16 protein-coding genes are annotated in these 26,664 nt (G+C 50.2%); 10 read left to right on the forward strand and 6 right to left on the reverse strand.

Features of this window, described 5'->3' with window-relative positions; all coding sequences use genetic code 11:
- Positions 1-181 precede the first annotated feature (181 nt).
- From JUB14_RS03420 to JUB14_RS03430, 3 genes are all read left to right on the forward strand, one after another.
- Positions 182-1,354: a helix-turn-helix domain-containing protein gene (locus JUB14_RS03420; RefSeq protein WP_207504360.1), complete on the forward strand. Its 1,173-nt coding sequence runs from the start codon at positions 182-184 to the stop codon at positions 1,352-1,354.
- An 80-nt stretch (positions 1,355-1,434) separates the two neighbouring features.
- Positions 1,435-2,895 (forward strand): S41 family peptidase, encoded by a 1,461-nt coding sequence (locus JUB14_RS03425; RefSeq protein WP_207504361.1) that lies wholly within the window; start codon positions 1,435-1,437, stop codon positions 2,893-2,895.
- Positions 2,896-2,914: 19 nt separating this feature from the next.
- Positions 2,915-4,279 carry a hypothetical protein gene (locus JUB14_RS03430; RefSeq protein WP_207504362.1) on the forward strand — a complete coding sequence of 455 codons (1,365 nt, stop codon included), beginning with the start codon at positions 2,915-2,917 and terminating at the stop codon, positions 4,277-4,279.
- 50 nt (positions 4,280-4,329) lie between these two features.
- On the opposite strand, the gene JUB14_RS03435 is transcribed toward JUB14_RS03430, so the two are convergent.
- From JUB14_RS03435 to JUB14_RS03450, 4 genes are all read right to left on the reverse strand, one after another.
- Entirely contained in the window at positions 4,330-5,445 is a 1,116-nt protein-coding gene (locus JUB14_RS03435) for a porin (protein ID WP_207504363.1), read from the reverse strand.
- A gap of 88 nt (positions 5,446-5,533) precedes the next feature.
- A complete protein-coding gene (locus tag JUB14_RS03440; protein WP_207504364.1) occupies positions 5,534-6,547 on the reverse strand; it encodes a hypothetical protein in 1,014 nt (337 codons plus the stop codon).
- A 143-nt stretch (positions 6,548-6,690) separates the two neighbouring features.
- A complete protein-coding gene (locus tag JUB14_RS03445) occupies positions 6,691-7,467 on the reverse strand; it encodes a hypothetical protein (RefSeq protein ID WP_207504365.1) in 777 nt (258 codons plus the stop codon).
- Positions 7,468-7,554: 87 nt separating this feature from the next.
- The gene (locus JUB14_RS03450) at positions 7,555-8,109 is read right to left on the reverse strand and encodes a DUF1572 family protein (protein WP_207504366.1); all 555 of its coding nucleotides are present in this window, start codon (positions 8,107-8,109) and stop codon (positions 7,555-7,557) included.
- A 100-nt stretch (positions 8,110-8,209) separates the two neighbouring features.
- Here JUB14_RS03450 and JUB14_RS03455 point away from each other — a divergent pair, with 100 nt between their 5' ends.
- From JUB14_RS03455 to JUB14_RS03465, 3 genes are all read left to right on the forward strand, one after another.
- Entirely contained in the window at positions 8,210-8,719 is a 510-nt protein-coding gene (locus tag JUB14_RS03455) for a GNAT family N-acetyltransferase (protein ID WP_207504367.1), read from the forward strand.
- Positions 8,720-8,731: 12 nt separating this feature from the next.
- The gene (gene arfB / locus JUB14_RS03460) at positions 8,732-9,139 is read left to right on the forward strand and encodes an alternative ribosome rescue aminoacyl-tRNA hydrolase ArfB (RefSeq protein ID WP_207504368.1); all 408 of its coding nucleotides are present in this window, start codon (positions 8,732-8,734) and stop codon (positions 9,137-9,139) included.
- Positions 9,140-9,364: 225 nt separating this feature from the next.
- Positions 9,365-10,600 carry an MFS transporter gene (locus JUB14_RS03465; RefSeq protein WP_207504369.1) on the forward strand — a complete coding sequence of 412 codons (1,236 nt, stop codon included), beginning with the start codon at positions 9,365-9,367 and terminating at the stop codon, positions 10,598-10,600.
- Positions 10,601-10,628: 28 nt separating this feature from the next.
- Here JUB14_RS03465 and JUB14_RS03470 read toward each other — a convergent pair whose 3' ends face one another.
- Positions 10,629-13,574 (reverse strand): FAD-binding and (Fe-S)-binding domain-containing protein, encoded by a 2,946-nt coding sequence (locus tag JUB14_RS03470; RefSeq protein WP_207504370.1) that lies wholly within the window; start codon positions 13,572-13,574, stop codon positions 10,629-10,631.
- Positions 13,575-13,641: 67 nt separating this feature from the next.
- Complete coding sequence (locus JUB14_RS03475; RefSeq protein WP_207504371.1) at positions 13,642-14,391, reverse strand: DeoR/GlpR family DNA-binding transcription regulator; 750 nt, start codon at positions 14,389-14,391, stop codon at positions 13,642-13,644.
- Positions 14,392-14,845: 454 nt separating this feature from the next.
- Between JUB14_RS03475 and JUB14_RS03480 the strand changes: the two genes are divergently transcribed.
- From JUB14_RS03480 to JUB14_RS03495, 4 genes are all read left to right on the forward strand, one after another.
- A complete protein-coding gene (locus JUB14_RS03480) occupies positions 14,846-17,908 on the forward strand; it encodes a SusC/RagA family TonB-linked outer membrane protein (protein ID WP_207504372.1) in 3,063 nt (1,020 codons plus the stop codon).
- Between the two features lie 92 nt (positions 17,909-18,000).
- Positions 18,001-19,479 (forward strand): RagB/SusD family nutrient uptake outer membrane protein, encoded by a 1,479-nt coding sequence (locus JUB14_RS03485; RefSeq protein ID WP_207504373.1) that lies wholly within the window; start codon positions 18,001-18,003, stop codon positions 19,477-19,479.
- Positions 19,480-19,736: 257 nt separating this feature from the next.
- Positions 19,737-23,108 (forward strand): VCBS repeat-containing protein, encoded by a 3,372-nt coding sequence (locus JUB14_RS03490; protein ID WP_207504374.1) that lies wholly within the window; start codon positions 19,737-19,739, stop codon positions 23,106-23,108.
- A 61-nt stretch (positions 23,109-23,169) separates the two neighbouring features.
- Positions 23,170-26,499: a VCBS repeat-containing protein gene (locus tag JUB14_RS03495; protein ID WP_229367500.1), complete on the forward strand. Its 3,330-nt coding sequence runs from the start codon at positions 23,170-23,172 to the stop codon at positions 26,497-26,499.
- The last annotated feature ends 165 nt before the right edge of the window (positions 26,500-26,664 follow it).

Genomic DNA, 26,664 nt, shown 5'->3' on the forward strand with positions numbered 1-26,664 from the left:
AGATGTATTTATGTACTGAATCAACCAGTAGGAGTACCCACAAGCTACAATTGGAACACAGGGAAAAGGTATCGTACAGAGGAATGGGTAATAAGCAGGCACAGTAGGCTTAAAATGAGTGGGGTTGGTACTCGATCTTTGCCAAAACCTCTCTTTCTTTGTATAAATAATTAGAGTACCTATGTTTTTACTGCAGATAATACTGGCCGCGGGTGCTGTGCAGGGGGCACTTGTGTCTTTTTTGCTGGTCAGACAAAAGAAAAACCAGCTAGCTAACAGGCTGCTGGCGGTCCTCCTTATCGTGGTATCTGCTCAGGCGGTCCTGGTGGGGTTTGATACCCGCGACTTTTTTCTGAGGTTTCCCCATCTGAGTAAGGTGGGCTGGCTGCTGCCAACTCTGTTCGGTCCGTTGATCTACCTGTTTACGGTAAAGGTTTCTAGCGAGAAGCCCCGATTCTGGCTGAAAGACCTGGTGCACTTTATTCCGTTCCTGACGTATTTCATATTGCTATTACCCTACTATCTCAAATCAGCCTCTGAGAAAAGACTGTACCTTACTAATTTTGATAAAGCTTCGCTGGATGATTTTGGTATATTAAATCAGCTAACGAATTTTATCCATATTACCTATGCCATTTTAGCTCTGGTACATATTCATCAGCACAAGAAAAATATCCTCCATAATTTTTCGGAGCTAAAAGAGAAAAAACTTAATTGGTTACAGCAGCTTATTACGTTCATTTTTGCGTTACTGCTATTTTCGGTTGCTGTATTTTATAGTAAGAAATTCAATATTCCTTTTGTCGAAGACGCGTACCATTTTCATTACCTGGGCGTCATTATTTGTATCTACTGGATAGGCTACAAAGCGCTTTCGCAACCCGAGATATTTAATAAAGAATTTGCCCGGACAGATAAACCGGTTATTACTATCGCTACCGCGCCTGAGCCTATTGAAAGTGCGGAGCCTGTCAAATATGAAAAGTCGGGTATACCTGATGAGTTGGCTACTGAATACACAGACAAGTTACTGCTGTACATGGATACCAGTAAGCCTTACCTCAATAACGACTATACCCTTCAGAACCTGTCGGATGATACGGGTATCCCGAAGCACCATCTGTCGCAGGTGATCAATGACAAGCTCGGAAAGAACTTCTTCACCTTTATCAATGAGTACCGGGTACAGGCCGCACAGGAGCTGTTGCTCAACGAGCAATACAAGCACTATACTATTCTGGCGGTAGCGATGGAGGCTGGCTTCAGCTCTAAGGCTACTTTTAACTCCGTTTTTAAGAAAATTACCGGGATTACCCCCTCACAGTTCGTATCGGGGCAAAAAGTAGTGGTCTGAACTTATCGGTTCAGACGATTGAGACCATTTTACCCCCCACTTTTGCAGCAGAGTTAAAAGAAAAAGCCATGAAAATGCTAATGAAACTTTATCTGCTGCTTATGTTCTGTCTGACCCTGCCCTCGTGCATGGGACAGGCTACCGAGCCTCCCACCCAGATACCGACGGAGTATCTGAAAGAGGATTTGAAACTATTTCGTACGGCGCTGGAAGAGGCGCATCCCGGGTTGTATACCCACACGTCAAAGGCGAAGATGGATAGCGCCTTTAATCAGGCTGCCCAATCCATTACCAGGCCTTTTAGTCAACAGGAGTTTTACAAGTTACTGACTCCGATCGTTACCATGATTGGTTGCGGGCATGTGAAGTTTATGGTGAAGAATAAAGAGGATATTAAATTTCCTTTTCACCAGAATACGCTACTCCCGCTCAAACTTTACTTTACTAAGAAGGGAGTCTTTGCCTGGAAGAATTATTCGGGTAGAGAGCTTATGCCCGCTGGTGCTGAAATTATTTCTATCAATAAAAAACCAATTGGCGAAATAGTAAATCAGCTTTTTGATTACGTGACTTTTGCGGATGGAGCTACCGAAACGGGAAAGTACCTTGAGCTGACTAATTATTTTAGTGGCTACTATTCTACCTTTATTGAAGAAACACCTTCGTATGCTGTCGAATATAAAGATGCTGCCGGAAATATAAAAACGGCTCAGTTGGATGGTGCTGAATATGATGTGGTGAATAAAGGTATTCAAAGTGATTTAAAACATCTTCAGGAAAATCAGCTGGCGCTTAAATTCCTGGAAAATGGTACCGCTTTACTTACGCTGAAAACATTCTGGTTTGAAAGTAAGGAATCTAGTTTTGAGAAGTTTTTGGAAGAGTCGTTCAAAGAGATCAACAAGAGAGGTGTAAGCTCGCTGATTATTGATGTCAGAAACAATGAAGGCGGAATGGATAGCTACGGATCGCTCCTGTATTCGTACCTGACCGACAAGCCGTATGACTACTACACCAAGGTCACGACCAACACCAGCAAGAAGTTCAGCTTCTCGGAACACGCCTATACGCCCTGGTTTTTCGGGATTTACAGACAGATACTATCCAAGAAAGATGGCGAGTACCGTTGGAAGTACCACAGCAACCTGAAGCGTCAGAAGCCCCAGAAAGACTCCTATAAGGGCAAAGTCTATGTCCTGACCAATGGGCATAGCTTTTCTGCGACCTCCGAGTTTGCCTCTATTGCCCACTACCATAAGCGGGCTACCTTCATTGGAGAGGAGACCGGCGGTGGATATACTACGAACAACAGTGGATTCTTCGTTATTGTCGACCTTCCGCGTACCAACCTGGTGCTGGGTATTCCGCTGTGGAGGTATCATCAGGCGGTTAACAATCCAGCCCTGCAGCACCGGGGCGTGATACCCGACCATGAGGTAGTGCCTACCATCGCAGACCTGCTGGCCGGAAAAGATCCTGCTCTTGAGACAGCCCTTCAATTAGTAAATCAAGCCCCCGTTAAAATTTCTTCAAACCAATAGTTTAATTACTTATTTAGCCATGAAAAAGTTAGCAATCTCTGCTATCCTGGTAGTACTATGCCTGATAGCCACCCATGTTCTTGCCCAAGACACGACTGTTTATAAACTCCGATTAGAGGTACCCGTTATCGATATGCCTCAAAACAAAGATATCGTCCGGTCGTACCCCTCCATGAACCAGGCTCTGGAGTTAAGTAATGATTTTTATGATCTGGGCTTTTACGGACTTAGTAAAGTAGGTAACGCTATCGTGAAGCCCGTCAAGTGGCAGTCCCGATTCAGCCGGAGGAATGTAGCCAACCAGGCGCTGAACTATGCCTTGGGGCTAGGTTTTGCCAAGTACGGCAGCGAGTTGCCCATCCCTTTGGGTATCTGGGCGCATGAGGAGTTTCACCGGTCGGTACTGGGAGTGAATGGTGTATCGTCTAAGAATGGAAACTGGATCGGGAGCCGCTGGGATGGTACGGTATATGGAGTTAAAGACGAGGAGCTGTCCCACCTGAAATCCACCAATCTGTCAGGACTGCTCTACTCGTACGTAGCCGGCGTACATGCCGAAAACCTGAGTACCCAGACCAACTTCCAGCAGGACTTCTTCTTCCGCCGAGCCGCTTACAAAAATGCGCTGTACCTGTACAATGCCTACTACGTCTACAATTACCTCGCCTTTTCGACCAGTGAAGCTACGGATATGGTGAAGGATGGAGCGCCGGATTTTGAAAATCCTAAGGCGGAGCAAAGGGATTACACGGGTTCCGACTTTACGGCCTGGGCGTATGATATGTTCAACCCGAACAAGCCCTATGAGGACAGAGACAAGTTCCCTAACGGAGAGGGCGTGAACAGACGCGTAGGGTTCAGTGACCTCTCGCCCGAAGCGCAGGATTTCCTGCGGGAACAGAAGAAGCTATCGCTGATCAATTTTATAAATCCTGCAATATTCTTCATCAACCGCATCAACCTGGGCGCCCATTTCTCATTCAACTTCATGGGACAGTACTATCCCACGCACTTCGGTAACGATGTGGCCCTGCTGGTACCTATTCAGATGTACTATGGAAAGTATGTAGTTGGTTTTCATCGGTATTCTAATCGTAACATGACTATGCCGGGTGTAGAGCTGGGCCTCATAGACGGATCCCTGACAAACAGATGGCTGGTATCAGTACACCTGAAGGGATGGATGCAGCCCAAAGACCAGAGCTACTTTGCTACGGAAAGCGTGGCCGGTGGATCACTGGATGTTACTACGAAGTACAGAATCTCAAAGTCAGTCCACCTGAATGGGGCCGTCACTGCTAAAACCGCCGGATGGGCAGCCGGTAACCCCTACCTGGACCAGAACTTCTCGTTTCGGGCTGGCTTGAATGTGAATGTCTTCTAATACTAGAACCTGTAAAAAGAGCGGACAGAGCCGCGGAGGTTGATGATTCATCAATCCTCCACGGCTTTTCCAAACCTCACAGCTAACGAGGTAGTAAGGAAGAAGTTATCATTCACTAAATTATTGCCTCTTTCAAATAGCCTGTCCCGGCTGTTGAGCCAGCGCCCCTCTACCCGCAAAGCCATGTTAGGTAGGGGAGAGTAGTCCAAGTTCAGTGAAATGCCCGTTGTTTTAAACCCATTGGGTGTATCGGTGGAGATGATGATGCCCGTCGGGTCCTGATAGTACTCAGCGCGCAGGGCGGTGGCCCAGCGGTCAGTGAAGGCATAGCGGGCTATTACAACCGGGCTCAACCAGGCATCGTAGGTACTGCTTTGCCTCGTCCTTTGCTGTACTCCTACGTCAAATCCTATAATGAGTCCCAGCCGCGGACTAAGCTGAAATTGCCCGTAAAAGTTATTGAAGTACCGCATCCGCTGCGTAGAATCAGGACTGTCGGTGCCAATGAAGGTGCTCCAGTTCAGGGTTACGGCATCTCCTGCACTGTAATTCACCTGCGTTCCCAACGACAGGAGCGAGTTGCCGGGTAACCGCCGGATGCGTTGCCAGCCGTTAAGTACCAGCGCCGCCAGCTGCCACCTTTCATTGGGCTGATAACTAAGCCGGGCACCGGTCAGGAAGTAGGGGGAGTTTTCGGCCAGGATAGAGCGGGTAAGGGTCCAGTTGTCGAGGGAGACGGCACTCTCAAAACCAATGTGGGAGGGCATCACTCCCGCATCCAGCCACAGGGTACTGGTCGGGTTGAGGGCAATACCGGCATTAGCTTCGAATATATTTTTAAAGGTACCCGGTTCGGCGGCGTAGTTGTCATTGGGGTAGGTACCTGTCTGCAGGGACAGGTTGGCCCGGTACCGGCTGTGCTCCACACTCGCTCTGACAAAGCCCAGGTTGATATTGAATTCGTTGTGCCGGTTGTGGTTGTAGAGGAATGGCTGCCGGTAGCCTGTACGGGGCCTATTGAAGTCATAGGCATAGTAGGCATCCACAAATCCAGAGACAGTAATCCGAGCCGGTTGGTGCAATGTACTATCCGATTGAGCAAAGGTAGATGAGGCAAAGAGTAAGCTGAACAGAAAGATGGGTACTACAAAAGACAACTTTATCATTAGCCTTGGGTTAGCGCATACTGATGGTAGGTAAACCGACTTTAGCTACCAATAGTTATTAGTCCTAAGGATAGGCAGGCCTGCAAATCTAGCAGGTACTTATAGCCCGATGGAGCTTTTCCACAAACTCTTCCTTATTATCAACGTGCAGTAGTATTACGTCACATTCCCTGCTGATACCGTATGCCTTTTCTATAGTTTGTTTTTCGGTAAAGTAAAGGGCTACATTATAACTTTCAACCGCTTTCAGCAGCGCCAGTTGCTCTACCTTTTTATCCGCCTCATTCACCAGATTGGTCGTAAGCTCTACCCGCTGTATCTGCCGCAATTCTATGTCCATATCACCAAACAGACCGTACTTAAGTAACAGCCGGTTGTCCTTTATTTCAAGGTGCCTTCTGCGGAGAGCCCGGAGGTGGCCCAGGATCTGCAGCATACCGTAAAGGCTTAGGCCGGATAGCACCCAAGCCACCGTCGCGTTCCAGCGCGTGAGGAGCAGGTGGGTTATGAAAAGCTCGATAGTAGCCACGAAGAGGATAGAACCCAACAGAGCCGTTACGCCATTCTCCTTGTAGATGGTAAAGCTCTGCTGAGACCGGGGCGCCTTTTTCCAGGCCAGTAGCGCGTAGTAGAGCATGGCTATCTCGGTAGCGAGTACTTTCGCCAGACGCGGGTACCCTACCGCCCGGACCGCACTCTTTTTCAGGATGAGGTAGAAATCCTGACTCTCACCGGTGCTTTGCCGGAAGGTACGTACCGCTTTATGGACATAATAGAAGATAACTGACAGTAGGACCAGCTCCACCATTGGCAGCAGGTAGGTAGTCACCAGCCCCAGGTGGTACTGCTGATGCGCAGGCAGGAGCAGACTGGCCAGTACAATACCCAGTACAAATAGAGGTACCACCGTGATCTTAGGGATGCGCTTATTTCTGATCAGGAATAGGTACACCAGGGGTGCCGACAGGGTCAGGTCGTAGGTAATGCCCATAGCCAAAGCTGGCTGCTGACTCAACAACGGACTTAGCGCCAGCCCCACGGAGAGCAGGATAATCAGGACGGGGGGGGCGTAAATGGGGAGGAGGGAACGTGACAGGTGCATTGCTTATAGATTTTATTCAAATAAACCACTCGATAGGTACTTCATGCCGAAGTTCAACTCAATGGCTGAAGTTATATTCAGCCGTACCTACTGCCTCACGAGGGCTAGGTAGCACCTAAATCTACAAAATTAGTACATGACTTCTAGGTATAAATTTGGTGGTACTCCTCCAGTAGGTCCTTCCCCTCCATAGTACCCTGAGTAGCCAGGGGGAGAAAGCGGGCGAAGAGTTCTTCGCGGTACCAGTTGCGCTCTCGGGTCAGGCGTACGATGTCCTTGTGAGAGGTTCGCTGGTAGGCAAATTGGCGGACAGCGGTGCTGTTTTTCCAGATACTGACGGTAGCCTGCTGCGTAAACGGATTTTCACCGATGCCCTGCGCGTAGAGCAGGTCCGGTGAGCCCTTCAGACCTGCCCGCGCCTGAGGTACATGCCGCCAGAAATCGAGCAACTTGCGGGTGTGGATGGTAGCGCGGGTAAGTACCATCAGCGGATCTTCCGGCGAGGCCACAGCAGGCGTAGATGCGCCCGGCGTAGCGGCGGCCGCCTCTGCGGTAGCAAAGGGGTTAATCCCGTCCCACTGCCCGTGCGACTGTATGGGAGCCATCAGTACGGTGTAGTGCTCGGTGGTATGGGCGGTATAAGGGGCAAAAGAGTCTGATCCAAAAAAGTTGAGGGCAGCATCGGTACTTTCCCAGGAAGCCACCAGCGCGTAGCGGCGCAGATCAGGCAGGGGGCTGAACCCGTGGCGACCACAACCCATCATCCGGCTGAACAGCGCCCCCGGCGGCGGGGATAGGGTAAGGCGGCTCTCACCCATCCGGGCCAGTGCCCAGCGGACATGACGCAGGGGAAAGTGGAGCAAGGTATAGGAGGCGACCGGGCCGCCAAAGGTGGGCTTTCTTAAAAAGCGAAACGCCATGGTATAGCAAATTGGTATCAACTGTACCTCTCCAACTCGTTGTGAAGAAGGAATGTTGCTAAACCCCGTAAAGCTATGCAAACCGGATTAGAGATTGTCGGTAAAGTGCTTCCGCTCCCTCGACTGCTCCGACTTCTCCTGGTTAAAGCTCCTGGACTGGTTGCGGGGAATGGTCAGCGACTGCCAGTCTGCATCCGTGAGTTGTTTGGCGATATACACGATCTGCCCGATGTGGTAGGCGTAGTGCGTCAGGCTCCGGTTAATGGCTTCCAGTACCGTATGGCCTTCGTTCCGGATGTAGATGATGCGTGTCAAATCCTCGGGTTGCAAGGAGTCCAGCGCGGCTTGTACACACTGCCATGCCTCATTCCACATTTGCAGCAGTTCGTCCCTATTGAGCTGATTTACCTCAAATTCGCCATCCCGGTCGCGCCAGTCTTTTTCGCCGTCCGAGGTGAGGAAGTCGGTCCAGCGGGAGAGCATATTGCCCCACAGGTGCTTTACAATAACGGCTATACTATTCGACTCCCCGTTGTACTGCCAGTGGAGTCCCTGATCAGGTACCTGCGCCATTGCTTTCTCACCCGTTGTTTTGTAGTAAAGAAACAGCTTCTTTACGCTGTCGAGGTAGTTGGTTTCCATAGGCTAAATAGTTTTTTACAAGATAGTGAAAAAGCAGATTGACAAAAGACTTTACAATACGGCTTTAAACGCTGTATTTTGTGGAAATAGACCTATTGCCATGATTACCCGACCCTCAAGATCTGATTTTATAATTCGACGCGCTACCGTACTGGATGTAGAGGCGCTGAGCCGGCACCGCAGCCAGATGTGGCTCGCCATGAAAGACATCCGCCCCGAGAGCTACGACGAAATGTACCAGCTGGGGCTGGACTACTTCCGGGAAGCCGTTCCGGCCGGGAGCTACCTGGGCTGGGTAGTGGCTCCCGCCTCCGAGCCGGACACCGTAGTAGGGGGAGGAGGCTTGCTGCTTCGGCGCGTGGCGCCTTTTCCGGATGGGAAGGGCGGTGTTTGCAAGTCGGATAAGCAGGTACATATTCTGAATGTATTCGTGGAGTCCCAGTACCGCCGACTGGGACTGGCGCGGTTCATCATGGAAACCATCCTGGACTGGTGCCGGCAGGAGGAAATTGTATCCGTCACCCTCAACGCATCGAGTGCCGGTAAACCTTTGTACGAGCAACTAGACTTTACGGAGGTACGGAATTTTATGAAGTGGAACAGAGATTAATTTAGACTGGTAATGATCAATCCTGAACAGCTACATCCTGAACTCGTTTTTCAGACCGCCCGGAGCGGTGGAAAAGGGGGGCAGAATGTGAATAAAGTAGAGACTAAGGTAGAACTACGATTTGATATCCCTAACTCGGCCCAACTGAGTGAGGAGGATAAAGCCCTGCTGCTGGAAAAGCTGGCGAATAAAGTGACGCAGGAGGGGGTACTGGTACTTTACCACCAGACGGAGCGCAGTCAGCTGGCTAATAAGGATAAAGTACTACAAAAGTTTGACCGCCTTATCCGGGAAGCCTTTGTCGTACAGAAGAAGCGGAAAGCCACCCGCCCGACTAAGGCATCGGTAGTAGAACGATTACAGGAAAAGCAGCGAAAGTCTACCGTAAAAAGCATGAGAAGGAAGCCGCCGATCGACTAACGTTCGGCGGTTATTGTAGGTAGTAGCTAACAGGCCATTCGCGAGTAGATACAATAGATGCTACAAACTACTATTTTTACCACACCGACGGCCGACACGGAGTAAAGGGAGGAACGTATGGAGGTGCTCAGAATTTCTTTACTCTTCTTTGGATTTGTATTCCTCATAAGTGTTTCTCCCGAACCCATAAGCTAATTACTAACAGCTATCAGCTAATACCTTACTATGATTACCTCCTCTACTCAACCCAGTACTTTACGCACCGTACTAAGCCTTCCTGTCATTGTAGCAGCCCTGGGCTACTTTGTAGATGTATATGATCTGCTCCTATTTAACATCGTGCGGGTACCCAGCCTGCGGGACATGGGCCTGTCGGAAGAGGAGGTGTCGATAGTGGGGGCTCGGGTGTATAACTGGCAGCAGGCAGGGCTGCTGCTCGGAGGCTTCGCCTGGGGCGTGTGGGGTGATAAGATGGGGCGACGCTCGGTCCTGTTTGGCTCCATTCTGATGTATTCCATCGCTAATATTCTCTGTGGCTTTGTGAATAATCCTGAAGTATACGCGCTGCTACGCTTTGTGGCGGGGTTGGGGCTGGCTGGTGAACTGGGAGCGGGTATCACCCTTATTGCCGAGATACTTCCCAAAGAGCTACGCGGCTACGGAGCCTCCGTGGTGGCGGGTGTAGGCTTGCTGGGAGCTATCGCGGCCTTCTTTACCGTATCCCTGTCCGACTGGCGTACGGCCTACTGGATCGGCGGTGGACTAGGTATTGTACTGCTGGCGATGCGGGTGAATGTACTGGAGTCAATACTCTTTGACCGGGTAGAGCAGGGCGTAAAGCGAGGGCAGTGGTGGACGATATTTTCCAAACGCTCGCGGCTGATCCGGTACCTGCGCTGTATGGGCATGGCTCTGCCTACCTACCTCGTCATTGGGATTTACGCCACCTTTGGGAATGAATTTGCCAAGGCGCTGGGGCTGACCGAAGAGGTACAGGCCGGGCGTACGGTACTGTATACCTACATTGGGGTGGTACTGGGTGACTTCTTCAGCGGACTACTGAGCCAGTGGCTGCGCTCACGCCGTAAGGCCATTGGTATCATGATAGCCATGACCTTTGTGGGATGCGTGTGGCTCCTGTACGGAGGTATCCGCTCGGCCGGTACGCTCTATGCCTGCTACGCCTGGCTGGGCTTTTCGATTGGCTATATCGCCATGTTCCTGACTACTACGGCCGAGCAGTTCGGTACCAATCTGCGGGCTACCGTTACGACTTCCGTAGCCAATAATGTGCGCGCTACTGTGCTGCTCACCCTGCCCCTGTACCAGTACCTCAAGCCTTCCTGGGGCGTGATAGAGGCCGGGGCCATGGTGGGAGCCCTTTGCTTTGCATTAGCAATATTCTCGCTCTGGTTCATGGAGGAAACCTACGGCAAGGAGCTGGATTATGTAGAACCGTAATAGTGTAGAGACGCAGCATGCTGCGTCTCTACACCAGTGCCTCCCACAGGATCTCGGCCGGGTGCATGGCGCGGCGGCCCGTACCGTCGTGGATCTGGTGACGACAACTGGTACCCGGCGCGGCAATGATGACTTCCTCGGGCTGCTGACGTACCGTTGGGAACAAGACCAGTTCACCGATCTTCATAGAAACGTCATAGTGCTCCTCTTCGTAGCCAAACGAACCCGCCATCCCGCAACATCCCGATGGGATCAGCTGTACGGTGTAGTTTTCGGGTAGCGAGAGCATCTTCTTGGTAGGTACCAGGCTCGATATCGCTTTCTGCTGGCAGTGACCGTGTAGCTTGATCAGCTTCTTCTCCTGCTTAAATAAGCTTTTGGATATGCGCTTGGCATCCATCTCACGGGCAATGAATTCATCCAGCTGCAGCGTGTTCTTAGCCAAGGCTTTGGCATCCTCAATCAGCTCTTCACTTACCAGGTCGGGGTACTCGTCACGGAAGGTGAGGATGGCCGAAGGTTCGATACCGATCAGCGGACTTTCGAATGATACGACATCTTTGAGCATCCGCACGTTCTTATCCGCGATCTTCTTCGCATCCCGCAGCATACCTTTCGATAGCTGAGGACGTCCCGATGGGCCGTGATCGGGGATAACTACTTCGTAGCCTAGTTTTTCCAGCAGCATGATGGCCTTCTGACCGATCTCTACATCATTGAAGTTCGTAAACTCATCGCAGAACAGGTATACCTGCCGATCTGTCTTTGCCGTTTTCTGGCGCTTGGTATGCCAGCTTTTCAGCGTTGTGCTGTGCAGTAGGGGCATGGTGCGGTCAGGGTGGAAGCCTACTATTTTATTAGCCACCCGACGCAGCGGAGCATTTTTAAAGATCAGGTTATAGCCCCAGGGTACATAGCTGGCGAGGCCGGTCATCTTGGAAAAGTTACCCACCAGCCACGAGCGCATCGGCAGACCGTTGGCATCGTGGTACTGCTGCAGAAACTCCATCTTGAGCTTGGCCGCATCGACGTTGGACGGGCATTCGCCCTTACAGCCCTTACAGGCCAGACACAGGTCGTACACCTGCTTGATCTCGTGGTGGTCGAAGCGGTTTTCCTTGTCTGAGCGGGTCAGCATCTCGCGCAGGATATTGGCCCGGGCGCGGGTGGTGTCCTTTTCGTTACGGGTAGCCATGTAGCTGGGGCACATGGTACCTCCGCTCAGTTGCGTTTTGCGGCAGTCGCCGGAGCCGTTGCACTGCTCGGCGTGCTGCAGTACGTCCTGGTCGGGATAGCGGAAGTAGGTCTTGAACTCGGGTGTCTGCTGGTCAGCCTCGTACCGCAGGAACGTGTCCATAGGCGGAGTATCGACCACCTTACCCGGATTAAATATAGTTTGAGGATCCCAGGCCCGTTTTATTTCTTTAAAAAGCTGGTAATTGTGTTCACCCACCATCTTGGGAATAAATTCACCCCGAAGACGTCCATCCCCGTGCTCACCCGATAAAGAGCCATCGTACTTCTTCACCAGGGCCGCTATCTCTTCCGCAATGAGGCGGAATTGCTGGTGTCCCTCTTTGGTCTTGAGGTTAATGATGGGGCGCAGGTGCAGCTCACCCGAACCGGCATGCGCGTAGTGCACCGCCGACATATTATGTTTTTTAAGAATATCGTTGAAGTCGCGGATGTAGTCCGGCTGGTCGTACACATCCACGGCAGTATCCTCGATCACGGCCACGGCCTTTTCGTCGCCGGGCAGGTTGGCCAGCAGACCCAGACCCGCCTTACGCAGGGTCCATATCTTCTTAGTATCTTCACCGAATAGTAGCGGAAAGTGAAAACCCAGTCCGGCTGCCCGCAATTCGGCTTCCATATCTGCCGCCAATTGCTCTACCTCTTGGGTAGTTTCGCGCGACAGGTCTACTACCAGAATAGCCGGGTACTCGCCAGCATCCGTATTCTTTACGAAGAAGGCATTTTTGCGCTGCTCCGGATTGGCCGCCGCGCATTCCAGTACGTAGCTATCGATCAGCTCCACGGCCTGCGGCTTATATTTCAGCGCAATAATCGTAGCACGTAGTGTTTCATCAATGGTATTGAAGTGAGCACATACCAGTCCCTGCGTCTTGGGAGGTAGGGGTACTATATTGACCTTTATTTCGGTCAGGAAGCAGAGGGTACCCTCCGAACCGGCTATAAGCCGACACATATTGAAGGCAGGGCCGTCGGGAGTAAAAGGCTGACAGTCCAATAGCATATCCAGCGCGTAGCCGGTATTGCGTCGTTCGATGGACCGCTTCGGGAAGTTTCGGCGGATCTCGGCCTGGTTTTCCGGATTAGCCAGTACCTCCACCGTCTTCCGGTAAATCTGCGCTTCCACCCCACGGGTACTCTGCGATTTGGCCCGTAGTTCTTCCGGCGTCATGGGACCGAAGGTCGCTTCGGAGCCATCAGCCAGGATAGCCTTTACCTCCAGCAGGTGCTCACGGGTACTGCCGTAGACTACGGAGTTGGAGCCGCAGGAGTTATTCCCCACCATACCACCAATCATGGCGCGGTTGGCCGTGGAGGTTTCGGGGCCAAAGTACAGGCCGTAGGGCTTCAGGGCCATGTTGAGCTCATCACGTACTACGCCCGGCTCTACCCGTACCCAACGCTCCTCGGCATTAATCTCCAGAATGCGGTTAAACTTACGCGAAACATCTACTACTATACCACTTCCTACCACCTGTCCGGCCAGCGAAGTACCGGCCGTGCGCGGGATCAGAGATATCCTCTTCTGGCTTGCGTAGGCAATGAGTCGTTTCAGATCCTCATGAGTAGAAGGCATAGCCACGGCCAGGGGCATTTCGCGGTAGGCGGAGGCGTCAGTGGCGTACACCGTACGCATGGTACTATCAAAATGGAGTTCACCGTCGAGCTGAGTGGCCAGTTGCTCCAGATCAGCATTTGTAACAGAGGGAAGAGGTGTCATACTTCGTAACTAAGAACCAGAATATCCCCAAAGTTACGCATGGATTGGCTACCTCAGGTAGTAATTCTTATAGAATTTGCATAGGAGGGGTCGGCCATTTTCCGATCTCACATTGTGTAGCCGGGCCGCTGGTAATTAGGGTATGTATGTCCGAAAGATGGCACACCTGATAAGCCGCTACCTTATTAATTTTTTTAGACGTTGTGCAGATGACTGTGTGGCTGGCAATGTGCATCATCTGCCGCTTAAGTCGTGAATCTTCATAGTGACAGACTGTAAGTCCCTCTTTAGGGTGTATGCCTGCTACTCCCATAAAGTACAGATCAGCCTTGAAGTGGCGTAGTTGACTGGAGGTTTCGCTGCCGAGTGTAATCTGGTGGCGCTTGATAACCGAACCGCCCAGCAAGATTACCTCTACCAGTGGGTGGCTGGTCAGGGATATAGCCAGTGGAGGGCTATTGGTTATAACAGTTAGCTCCAGATGATGGGGAATATACCTGGCGATATGTAGGTTTGTTGTACCTCCATCCATCAGGATAGTCTGCCTGCTTCGAAGCAGAGACTGTGCCTTTTCGGCTAGGGGGGTGAAATCAGCGTCAGAACATCCCGGGCTATTAAGTGCCTCAATAGAGAAATAAGAGTTAGCAATGGCACCTCCATGCACTTTTTTCAGAAGTCCCCGTTCTTCCAGCTCAATGATGTCACGCCGGATACTGTCGTAGGAGACATCCAGTTCCTGACTTACAGCAACCAGTGATACCTTCTTGTCCTTATCAAGCTTATCTAAGATCCAGCGTTGACGTTCGTCCTTAAACATGAGAAAAGAATAGGCGAATGAGATTATGTAAATGCAACTATTTCTTCTTTTCTACTTACAAATTTGCATATACTTGCAGTGCTATTGGAGTATTTTTCTATTACTTTGCATTTATTTGCAGCAAGTATCACCATAAAGAGAAAAAATACAACAGTATACTGCCAGTTGCATATTTTTATTGTATCTGTTTGTATTATCAATACATATTATTGTAATTTGCTACATAAAATGTCTATTTAATACAACTAATTCTAGATATTATAATACGTCTTATAATATACGTCTTAAAGAATTAGTACTTACGGTTGAGTAAAGACTCCTTGATGATTTCGATATTCTGTGTGCTACATATACCTATACCTACCTGGTACACTGACCTACGCCATAGAAGCCTGGGCAGATGAACAAAGAACTTGCAGTAGTAAATTTAATTTAACCAACAATCAATCAACCTATGATGAATCAATCCTACACAACTAGTCGTAAACGGCGGGACTTTGTGGGCTTTAACCGTCTCTGGCTAACAGCATTGGCTTTGTTAGTTTCAGTTGGCATGGTGGCGGCTCAGGATGTTACCGTATCAGGAAAAGTAACAGATATCCAGGGCATGGGTATGCCGGGTGTGTCTGTTACGATACAAGGAACAACGCGAGGTGCTAATACCAACGTAGATGGTAGTTATACTATAGCCGCTCCGGCTAATGCAACGCTGGTGTTCAGCTTTGTGGGATACAAAGCGGAGGAGGTACCCATCAACAACCGGTCAACTATAAATGTAACGCTGGCCGAAGATACCAAGGCACTGGAAGAAGTGGTAGTAGTAGGATACGGTACCCAGAAACGTAAAGAGATTTCGGGTACGGTATCAAGCATCAGCAACAAAGAGTTTAACGCGGGTGTAGTGACCAACCCACTCGAAGCTGTGCAGGGTAAAGTAGCCGGTCTGAGCATCAACCAGACAGGTAGTGACCCTAACGCACGCCCTACAGTACGTCTGCGCGGAGTAGGTTCACTGGCTGCCGGTTCGGAGCCATTGTATGTAGTAGATGGTGTACCGGGTGTACCCATTCAGAACATCTCTCCCAACGACATCGAAAGCATTGATGTACTTCGTGATGCTTCTTCGGCTGCTATCTACGGATCACGTGCCTCCAATGGGGTAATTATCGTAACTACCAAGCGGGGTAGAAGTGGTGTGGCGACAGTAGACTACAATGCTTACACAGGTATAAGCACAGTAGCCCGGGCTCCTGATTATATGAATGCAGAAGAGTACCGCGCCGCTGCCCGTGATCTGGGCTTTACGCTGGACGACAGAGGGGCTAATACGAACTGGTTTGAGGAGATTACCCGTACTGCTCCCGTTAATCAGCAGGATCTTGCGTTCTCAGGAGGTACAGATAACTTCAGCTATCGTGCATCACTGGGCTACCTCAATCAGCAGGGGGTAGTGAAGAAGTCAGGTTATGAGCGGGTAAGTGCCCGTATCAACCTGGATCAGACTGCTCTGAACGGTAAGTTAAAGATCGCTACCAGCTTGTCAGCTATCACGGGTAAGCGTGATTTTGTGAATTACGATGCGTTTGCATACGCAATAACCAACCTGCCTACTGACCCGATCTATACAACTGATCCCAATGAGCAGACACCTTCTCAGGCCGGATACTTTGAGCGTCTGGGAGCGTTCTCCATCTTTAACCCGATCGCCGAGCTGAACGAAACTACCCAGTATGCTAAAACATTCGAGTTTCTGGGTAATATCAATATGCGGTATAGCATCACTAAAGACCTTACCTTTGGTGTAAACGGAGCGTTGAAAGGCTACAATCAGAATGTAAGCTACTATAAGAGTCGTGTTCCTAAATCAGGAATCGCGACACAGGGTTTAGCGATCAAAGGTACTAACGTGGGACCTGTTAATGATGCCTTCGGTTTCATGCCTCCTACTGATGATAAGCTGCTGGAATTTACCCTCAACTACAACAAGCAGTTCGGTAACCTGAACTTCGGAGCATTGGGAGGATACTCTTACCAAGATATAACTACCGAAGGTTTCATAGCCCGAAACAACAATTTCATTACGGATGATATCCTGTTTGATAACCTTGGTGCCGGTGCCGGCCTTGCCTTAGGACAGCGTGCCAATGATGCTGTTGGTTCGTACCGCAACAACTACAAGTTGATTTCATTCTTTGGTCGTGTTACTGCCGCATTGAGCGAAAAGTACTTTGCTACTGTGAACATTCGTCAGGATGGTTCGACCAAGTTCGGAGCCAACAACAAGTGGGGACTTTTCCCATCGGCTTCCTTGGGCTGGACACTGAGCGAAGAGGAGTTCCTGAAAGGAAACGAAACACTTAACAATCTTAAGCTTCGTGTTAACTACGGACAGACCGGTAACTCAGAAGGTATTGGTGCATACAGAACGTTAGCTCTGCTGGGACCTGGTGCCAAGTACTATGACAATGGTAACTGGCTGCCCTCGTACCGCCCCGTACAGAACCCTAACCCTGATCTGAAGTGGGAAGTAAACGAGAACTACGGTATGGGTGTTGACTTCGTATTATGGAATTACCGTCTGACGGGTTCACTGGACTACTATGTACGTAATACCCGCGACCTGCTGTACGAAGTAACGGCACCTCTTGAAATCAAACCTCTGTTCCCGACTATTCTTGCCAACGTAGGTTCTATGCGTAACCAGGGGGTGGAACTGTCACTAAACGGTCTGATTGTTGACAAAACCAACTTTAAGTGGGAGGCCGTCCTGGCAGCCGCTACTCTTAAAAATGAAGTAGTGAGTCTATCAAGTGGTATCTTCAATGCTCCTGATCAGATCTTTATTGGTACGGGTCTGGGAGCGGCTACCCGCGGAACTTCTAACGTTAATTTCAACGTGATCCAGGCCGGATCTTCAATTGGAGCTATCTATGGCTATGAAGTAGTTGATATCAACTCTGAAGGCCAGTATGTAATCCGGGCTGCTGATGGAAGTACTTATTCTGCGGTTGATGAATCAGGTGCTTCGCAGCTGAATCAGGCAGACCGTAAAGTAATCGGAAGCCCACTACCTAAGGTTACGGGTTCTCTTACCAATAACTTTACGTACGGTAACTTTAGCCTGAGCATGTTGCTAAACAGCGCATTTGGTAATAAGATCTTTAACGCGGAGCGTATGCAGTACGCACGTGCTACGGGTCGTATTCCTGATGAAAACACGCTGAGAGAAGCAGCTACCTCACCGGTAAAATCTGAGCTTACCGATGGATTTGACTACTTTGTAGAGGACGGCAGCTTTGTTCGTCTGTCTAACTTCCGCCTGGGGTATAACATCCCTGTTAAAGGTGTACTCCGGAATGCCCAGGTGTACGTAGCTGGAAACAATCTTTTTGTACTGACTAAGTTTAAGGGAGTAGATCCTGAGCTTAACACAGGTACCATCAACTCTGGTATCTACACGAAGCAGCAGTTCCCTAAGTCACGTTCATACCAGCTGGGTATAAACCTTTCATTTTAACAACTTGTACTGATAGGCAGCCTGATAAGTCAGGCTGCACATAATAAACAGTTGTAAACAATCGTAAAGAATATCCTAACAATATTATCACTATGAAAAAATCCATTATCTATCTGGCATTGGCAGGCGCTATAACGATGGCATCCTGTACCAATCTAGAAGAGTCGGTTTACGGTGTGGTTCCCAAAGAAGGGTTTGGTGGTACACCGGAGCAATTAGCCGCCCTTCTGGGTCCTGCCTATTCAGGAATACGTAGTTATGCTGATCTTATCCATAATGCCGAAACTACTACCGATGTAATGATTGTACCTACCCGGGGTAGGGACTGGTACGATGGTGGGGACTGGCTGAACTACAACCGCCATACCTGGCCCACTACACATGGTCCGATCAATAACATATGGGGCTGGCTGTACGAAACAGGTATCAACACCATTAACAACCTGATCCCGCAGGTAGATGGCAATACAGACGCTATTGCTGAGCTGCGTGCAGTACGTGCTTTTTACTACCTGATCGCCCTGGATACCTTTGGTAATGTACCCATCATCACAGAAAGCACGACTGGCCAGGTTACTAACAGCACACGCGCACAGGTGTATGCCTTTGTAGAAAAGGAGCTTACCGAAGCACTTCCTAATCTGATAGAAGGAAAAGCCTACGGACGTATCAACAAAATGACAGCGCACGCTCTGTTGGCTAAGCTGTACCTGAATGCGCAGATTTACAAAGGTGCACCGGAGTGGCAAAAAGTAATTGATGAGACTACACTGATCATCAACTCTGGTGAATACGTGCTGGAGCCTAACTTCTTTGACAACTTCTCCGTTCGTAACGAAAACTCTAAGGAGAACATCTGGGCTATTCCATTTGATCGTTTCCAGGCGGGTGGTATGAACATCCCTTACCGTACCCTGCACTACGGAAACAAACTGACTTACGGGCTGGCTGATACTCCATGGAACGGTTTCGCTTCACTGGCTGATTTCTACAATTCATTTGACAACGAAGATGTTCGTAAAAGAATGTTCATCGTTGGTCCTCAGTACGCTGCCGATGGTACTCAACTGCTGACCGATGCCGGTCTTCCGCTGGTATTTACTCCTGAAGTTAGCAAAGATGAATTTGCCTCTTCTGATCCTGAATATCAGGGAGCGGGTGCACGCCTTGGTAAGTATGAGATCCAGCGCAACAACTCCGTAACCGATCAGGACAATGACTGGGCTATGCTGCGTTTAGCGGATATGCACTTGATGCGCGCCGAAGCTAACTTCCGTCTGGGTAAGACGGCAGAGGCTATTGCAGATGTAAACCTTGTACGGGATCGTGCCAATGTGAATCCTTTGACTACACTGACACTGGATGCTATACTGGCAGAACGTGGTCGTGAATTGGCCTGGGAGGGATGGCGTCGCAGTGACCTGATCCGCTTTGGTGAGTTTACCAATGTAGGAGGTGAATTCTCAAGCAAGTTCATGAGGAACCCGGCTCCGCATACTATCCTGTTCCCGATCCCGCAGCAGCGTCTGGATGCGAACCCAGGTCTTAAGCAGAATCCCGGATACAATTAATTGCCAGTATATTATGTGTAGAAAAGGGAGTCTTTTGACTCCCTTTTCTGTTTATAGGAAGCCGCCCCGCCGGGCAACAGTCGGTAAATAGAGCTTAGCAGTGGCTACCTGTAGAAGTTATACCGGCCGATATATACATAAACCTCGTCCCGGCTACGTTTTATGCTCTGCCAAACAACCATAAACTGTTGGTTTTAAATTAATGAGAATGAGTGCAGAATCGTTAATTTTGTATTCTTTCTATTTAAAATAAGAATATGCGTACTATAATCTGGTGTGTTGCTGTCGTAGGACTTGCCCTGACGGGATGTAAACGATCGACTGACGACCAACTATTTGAATCCCTCTCTTCCTCTGTGACCGGTATTGATTTCGAAAATCGAATTCTGGATAAGAAGGAGCTTAACATATTTAACTATCGTAATTTTTATAACGGTGGGGGCGTAGCCATTGGAGATGTAAATGGCGATGGCCTGGCCGATATATTCGTTACTTCCAACTTTGAGCAAAACCGCCTTTACCTGAATCAGGGTAGTACTCCGGGTGAAGAGTGGAAATTTGAAGATGCTACCGAACAGGCTGGCGTGGGAGGTACCAAAGCCTGGTCTACGGGCGCTACCTTTGCCGACGTTAACGGTGACGGCCGCCTGGATATCTATGTATGTAATGCTGGAAATGTGCAGGCGGGTAGCCGGGGTAATGAGCTCTTTATCAATAAGGGAAATAATGCGCAGGGAGTCCCTGTGTTCGAAGAAAAAGCGGCGCAGTATGGCCTGATAGACGGAGGATTCTCTACCCATGCAGCTTTCTTTGACTTCGACCGGGACGGTGATCTGGACATGTACCTGCTCAACAACAGCTTTACCCCCGTTGATAAGCTGGGCTACCAGAACTTCCGGGCCATGCGTGATAAGCTGGGAGGTGATAAGCTATTTAGGAATGATGGCGCTAAATTCACCGACATAAGCGAAGAATCTGGTATCTACGGCAGCCTTATTGGCTTCGGCTTAGGTATTACTATTGGCGACGTCAACCACGACAACTGGCTCGACATCTACATCTCCAATGACTTCTACGAGCGGGACTACCTGTACATCAATCAGCAGGATGGTACTTTTAAGGAGTCCCTCGAAAGCTATATGCCTCACATCAGTCTCTCATCCATGGGGGCGGATATTGCGGATATCAACAACGACGGCAACCTGGACATATTCGTGACGGATATGCTCCCCGAGGACGATGCCCGGCTAAAAACTACCTCTGTTTTTGAGGGACATGAGGTCACTGCACTGAAGCGTGATCGTGATTACTGGCACCAGTACATGCGTAACATGCTGCACCTCAACAATGGCGACGGTACCTTTACCGAAGTAGGCCAGCTGGCTGGGGTACACGCCACCGACTGGAGCTGGGGTGCACTCATCTTCGACATGGACAGCGACGGGCAGAAAGATCTGTTCGTAGCCAATGGTATCGTTAAAAATCTCACCGATCAGGACTACGTGGCCTTTCTGGCCGATCAGAATAACATACAGGCTATGATCGAAGGCCGGATGAAGTTTGATTACCGCGAGTTTGTGAATATGATCAGCTCTACGCCTATTCCTAACTACGCGTTCCGGAATGAGGGAGGATTGAAGTTTGACAACAAAGCCAAAGACTGGGGACTGGGCAAGGCCAGCTTCTCCAACGGAGCGGCCTACGGTGACCTCGACAACGACGGAGACCTGGACTTGGTGGTGAATAATAACAACGAACCACTGAGCGTATTTCGTAACAATTCGGTAGAGCGCTATAAGAAGCACTACCTGCGGGTGAAGCTACAGGGAACAGGAAATAACCCCAACGCGATCGGAGCCAAGGTGTATGTACACCAGCCCCAGGGTACTCAATTCCTTCAGCAGATGCCTAACCGGGGTTTTCAGTCATCTAGCGATCTGACTCTCATCTTCGGTCTTAATGCTACTCCGGCTATCGATTCGGTAACAGTTGTCTGGCCTGACGACCGGATGCAGGTACTCCGTAAGCCCGCGGCTGATACGACGCTGGTACTGCGCTATACCGATGCCAAAGGGACCTGGAAAGCTCCAGTACCATCCAGCAGTCGGGTACTGCCCTTTGCTGATGTGACCGGAGCCACCCGACTGGATTTTGTACATACTGAGAACGAATTCATAGATTACAACCGGGATGGGCTGCTCAAGCAGAAGTACTCTACCCAGGGACCTGCCCTGGCCGTAGGAGATGTCAACGGCGATGGGCTGGATGACGTGTACTTTGGAGGAGCGGTCGGTCAGGTGAGCCAGCTCTATATACAGGGAGCTAACGGTACTTTTGCCAAGGCCCCGGAGGTAGCCTTCCAGGCAGCCAGGGCCTCAGAAGAGGTGGCTGCTCTTTTCTTCGATGCGGATGGGGACAAGGACCTGGACCTGTACGTAGTTATGGGGGGCAATGAGTACCTGACGGACAATCCGCTGCTGCTGGACCGATTCTACCGCAACGATGGCAAGGGAGGCTTTACGTATGAGGCCGATGCGCTTCCGGGTCTTACTACCAGCGGAGCCTGCGTACGGGCAGCCGACTTTGACCGCGATGGCGATCAGGACCTGTTTGTGGGCTCGCGCCTCGTACCGGGTCAGTATGGATACGATCCTCTGAGCCAGCTGCTGGTCAACGATGGCAAAGGCCATTTTACTGATCAGTCACAGACTATCATGGCTCAGTTAAATGACCTGGGTATGGTGACCGACGCACGTTGGGAAGACCTGGATAAGGACTCGTATCCCGATCTTATTATCGTGGGGGACTGGATGCCCATTACTGTTTATAAAAACGAAAAAGGAAAGAAGCTGACCCGCCTCGATGTACCTTCACTGATGAAGAGCAATGGCTGGTGGAACTGCATCTATCCCGAAGATATAGATGGCGATGGCGATGTGGATTTTGTGCTGGGTAACCTGGGGCGGAATACAAAGCTGGTAGCTTCGCCGGACCGGCCGGCTCAGCTATATACCAACGACTTTGACCGAAACGGATCGGTGGAGCAGGTAATAACCTGCTATAACCGTGATGGAAAAAGCTACCCTATGGTACTCAAGCCGGACCTGCAGAAGGTACTACCCGTGATCAAAAAGAAATATGTCAAGCACGCTGACTACGCCGGCAAGGCCATCGAAGAGTTGTTTACTACTGAGCAGATGCGGGGGGTAGTTAAGAAAGCGGTTTATACTCCTAACACAACCCTGCTGATTAACAACGGCGGGCTTAACTTCGAGATGAAGGCGTTGCCCCTGGAAGCCCAGCTTTCACCTATCTTTGGAATCAGCACTGTAGACTACAACGGCGATGGTAGCAAAGACATTCTGCTGGCGGGTAATTTCTACGATGTCCTGCCGGAGCTAGGCCGCTATGACTCTAACTACGGTTTGGTACTGCGTTCAAAAGGCAATCATGAGTTTGAGGCCATGAAACCCAATGATACAGGTTTCCGTTTGAGTGGTCAGATCCGTAGAATGCAGATGGTACGTGGTAGTGGCGGGCAGCGTTGGCTGGTACTCGCCAAAAACAATGACAAAGCGCAGGTTATGACCCTGACGCCACCCTCTGCTGCCCTGGCAGCCAGGAAATAAGATTCTTTCATCTGTGTGATTGATATTGATAATGAGTTTAAGTAGAGTGCTAAATAATCATTTGCGTTTTTTCAAAGGAGCAGCCTTTATTGTGCTACTAAGCCTGTACTCCTGTCAGGAATCCGACCAGCAGGAGTACAGCGGAGAGCCCTTGTTTGTGCGAATGGACCCGAAACAAAGCGGAATCACCTTCGTCAATGAAATCGTCGATAGTCAGCAGTTCAGTATTCTGGATTACCTCTATTTTTACAATGGTGGTGGTATATCGGCTGGTGACGTTAATAATGATGGCCTGACGGACCTGTACTTCGTTTCGAACCGGGGCAAAAACAAGCTGTATCTTAATAAGGGAGGCTGGAAGTTTGAGGAAGTAGCTGAAAAGGCCGGTGTAGCCGGTAAAGCCGACTGGCAAACAGGTGTGACCATGGCTGATATCAATGGCGATGGCTACCTGGACCTTTACGTGTGCGCTGTCAGCAACTACAGGGGACTCACAGGCAGCAACGAGCTGTACATCAACAACGGCGATGGTACCTTTACCGAGCGGGCTAAGGAGTACGGACTGGATTTCCAGGGTTTTGCCACGCAGACCGCCTTTTTTGATTACGATCACGATGGCGACCTCGATGCGTACCTGCTGACCCACGCTGTACATACTTCCCTTTCCTACGGCCGGGTATCTACCCGTGCACTGGAGCGGGATAAGGAAGCCGGTGACTACCTCTTCCGGAATGAAGGTGGAAAGCGCTTTACCGATGTAAGCGAGCAGGCCGGTATCTACGCGGCTCCCATGGGCTATGGCCTGGGTATATCGGTGGGTGACCTCAACAACGATGGCTGGGAGGATATCTACGTAGCCAACGACTTCCATGAAGACGACTACTACTACATAAATAACAAGAACGGAACCTTTACTGAAGCCCTGCGCCAGCACTTTGCCCACACCAGTAAGTTCTCAATGGGTAATGATATGGCTGATGTCAATAACGATGGCTTGCTGGACGTAGTGACCATGGATATGTACCCCGAAGATCCTGCGGTAGAGAAGGCCTCAGCCGGGGAGGACCCGCTGGATGTATATCTGTACAAGCTGCAGTTTGGCTTCTACAACCAGTATACCCGCAATACGCTACAGCTCAATCAGGGAGGGGAGAAGTTTAGTGACGTAGGAGCCATGGCGGGTATCGCCGCTACGGACTGGAGCTGGTCGCCACTCCTGGCCGACTACGACAACGATGGTATCAAGGACCTGTTTGTCACGAACGGCATCGTGCGCCGCCCCAATGACCTGGAGTACCTGAAATTTGTATCAAGCCCGGAAGTATCGTCCAAGTTGATGCAGGGTAAGGCGCTGGACCTGGAAGCTATCACACGCATGCCCGATGGCCGCACCCATAACTACCTTTATAGGGGAACCGATAGCCTGCAGTTTGTGGATCAGTCGCTGAACTGGGGCTTCCACGAAGATAGCTACTCCAACGGAGCCGCTTATGCTGACCTGGATGGGGATGGTGATCTAGATCTGATTACAAATAATATTAACGGTGTAGCCGGTGTGTATCAGAACCGCCAGGAGGCCGTAGCGAAGAATCAGTACCTGAAAATAAAACTGAAAGGCGAAGGGCTTAATACCTTCGGAGTAGGAGCAAAAGTCTACCTAAAAACAGAAGGAGGCTGGCAGTACCAGCACAACATGCCTACACGCGGCTTTATGTCATCGGTAGAGCCTGGTCTGGTGTTTGGTGTAGCCAAGAGTACTACTATTGATTCGGTGGCGGTGGTATGGCCCAATCAGAAGGCTCAGGTCATGACGGCAGTTAAGCCTAACCAGACGCTTACCCTAAGCCAAACCAAAGCCACCGGCAGCTTTACCCCACCGACTAAAAAGCAGCCCCTTTTTCAGGAGGTGACCCAGCAGGTATCTCTGGATTATACCCATAAGGAAAACACCTACTACGACTTCACCCGCGAACCCCTGATGCCTTTCAAGATATCCACCGAAGGACCGGCTATGGCCGTGGGGGATGTCAACGGCGATGGTCTGGATGATATGTACTTTGGCTCTGCAAAGTTTGAAAAATCTGCCTTGTACCTGCAGACGCCCGAAGGAGGATGGGTACCTGCCAGTCAGCAGGTATTCACGGCTGATTCGACTTATGAAGATATAAGAGCCATATTCTTTGATGCGGATGGGGATAAGGACCTCGACCTGTACGTGGTAAGCGGAGGCAATGAGTTCTATGGGCAGAGTCCCGAACTATTCGATCGTCTGTACCGCAACGACGGCAAGGGCAACTTCACCCGCGATACAGCCGCACTACCGGCTATGTACACCAACAAAGGTACCGTGGTAGCCGCCGATGTTGACAAGGATGGCGATATGGACCTATTTGTAGGCGGTAGGGTAGTGGCTTTCAGCTACGGGCGCATACCGGAATCTTACCTCCTCATCAACGACGGCAAGGGTAAGTTTACCGATCAGACGGACGAGCTGGCACCTACGCTACGTAAAGTAGGAATGGTCACCGATGCTACCTGGAGTGACTACGACGGCGATGGCGACCCTGATCTGCTGGTGGTGGGTGACTGGATGCCGGTACGGGTATTTGAAAATCAAAATGGGCAGCTAAGTCTGGCCGAGTCGGGGCTGGAAGGAATGTACGGTTTCTGGCAAACCATCCACAGGGCCGACCTGGATGGCGACGGCGACGAAGACTTCGTCGTGGGTAACATGGGTACTAATACCAAGTTCCGGCGCGGGTGGGATGGTCGCATTCGTATGTACGCGGGCGATTTCCTGAATGTAAACAAGACGGATCAAATCCTGGCTTACGGTGTAGGACCGAACTTCTATCCCGTTCCACTCAAAGACGAGATCGGAAAAGTCGTCCCGTACGTCAACCAGCGATTCCCCAACTACCGTGACTTCTCCGGAAAGACCATTGAAAAGATATTCAAGTCTAACGAACTGAACGCCGCTGAACTTCGCGAAGTCAACACCTTCGAGAGTGTCTGGATTGAGAACCGGGGAAAGGGTACTTTTGCCATGCACCACTTGCCGTACATGGCGCAGATGTCCAAGATATTTGCGATACAGGTGGCTGATGTCAACGAAGACAAGCGCCCCGACCTGCTCCTGGGGGGGAATTTTTATAATGTAAGTACCTACCAGGGGCGCTACGATGCCAGCTACGGATTGGTACTCCTGAATGAGGGCAAAGGGCAGTGGAAAACGGTATTGCCGACTGAAGCAGGTTTTGTACTGGACGGTGAAGTAAGGCAGATCAAGCCGTTGCGTACTTCCTCAGGAACGATGTATGCTGTGGCACGTAACAATGCCAGTCCGATGTTTTTCAGAACAATAAGCAGTACCTACTATGCGCATAAGTAGATAGCTGGTTTTGCCTTGGCATACTGCCAGCCACCTGCCCGCAGATAGAACTAAGGGGTACTATTTCAGAAAAGAAAGAAGACATTGCCTATTATGCCTTTGATTATGAATAAGTAGAGTGCTAGCCTTAGTAGCTTACGAGTAAAGTGATCAGAAGCGAGGCTA

Origin of the sequence: Telluribacter humicola (genome assembly GCF_017355935.1) — a bacterium.
In the GTDB taxonomy this organism is placed as follows: domain Bacteria; phylum Bacteroidota; class Bacteroidia; order Cytophagales; family Spirosomataceae; genus Telluribacter; species Telluribacter humicola.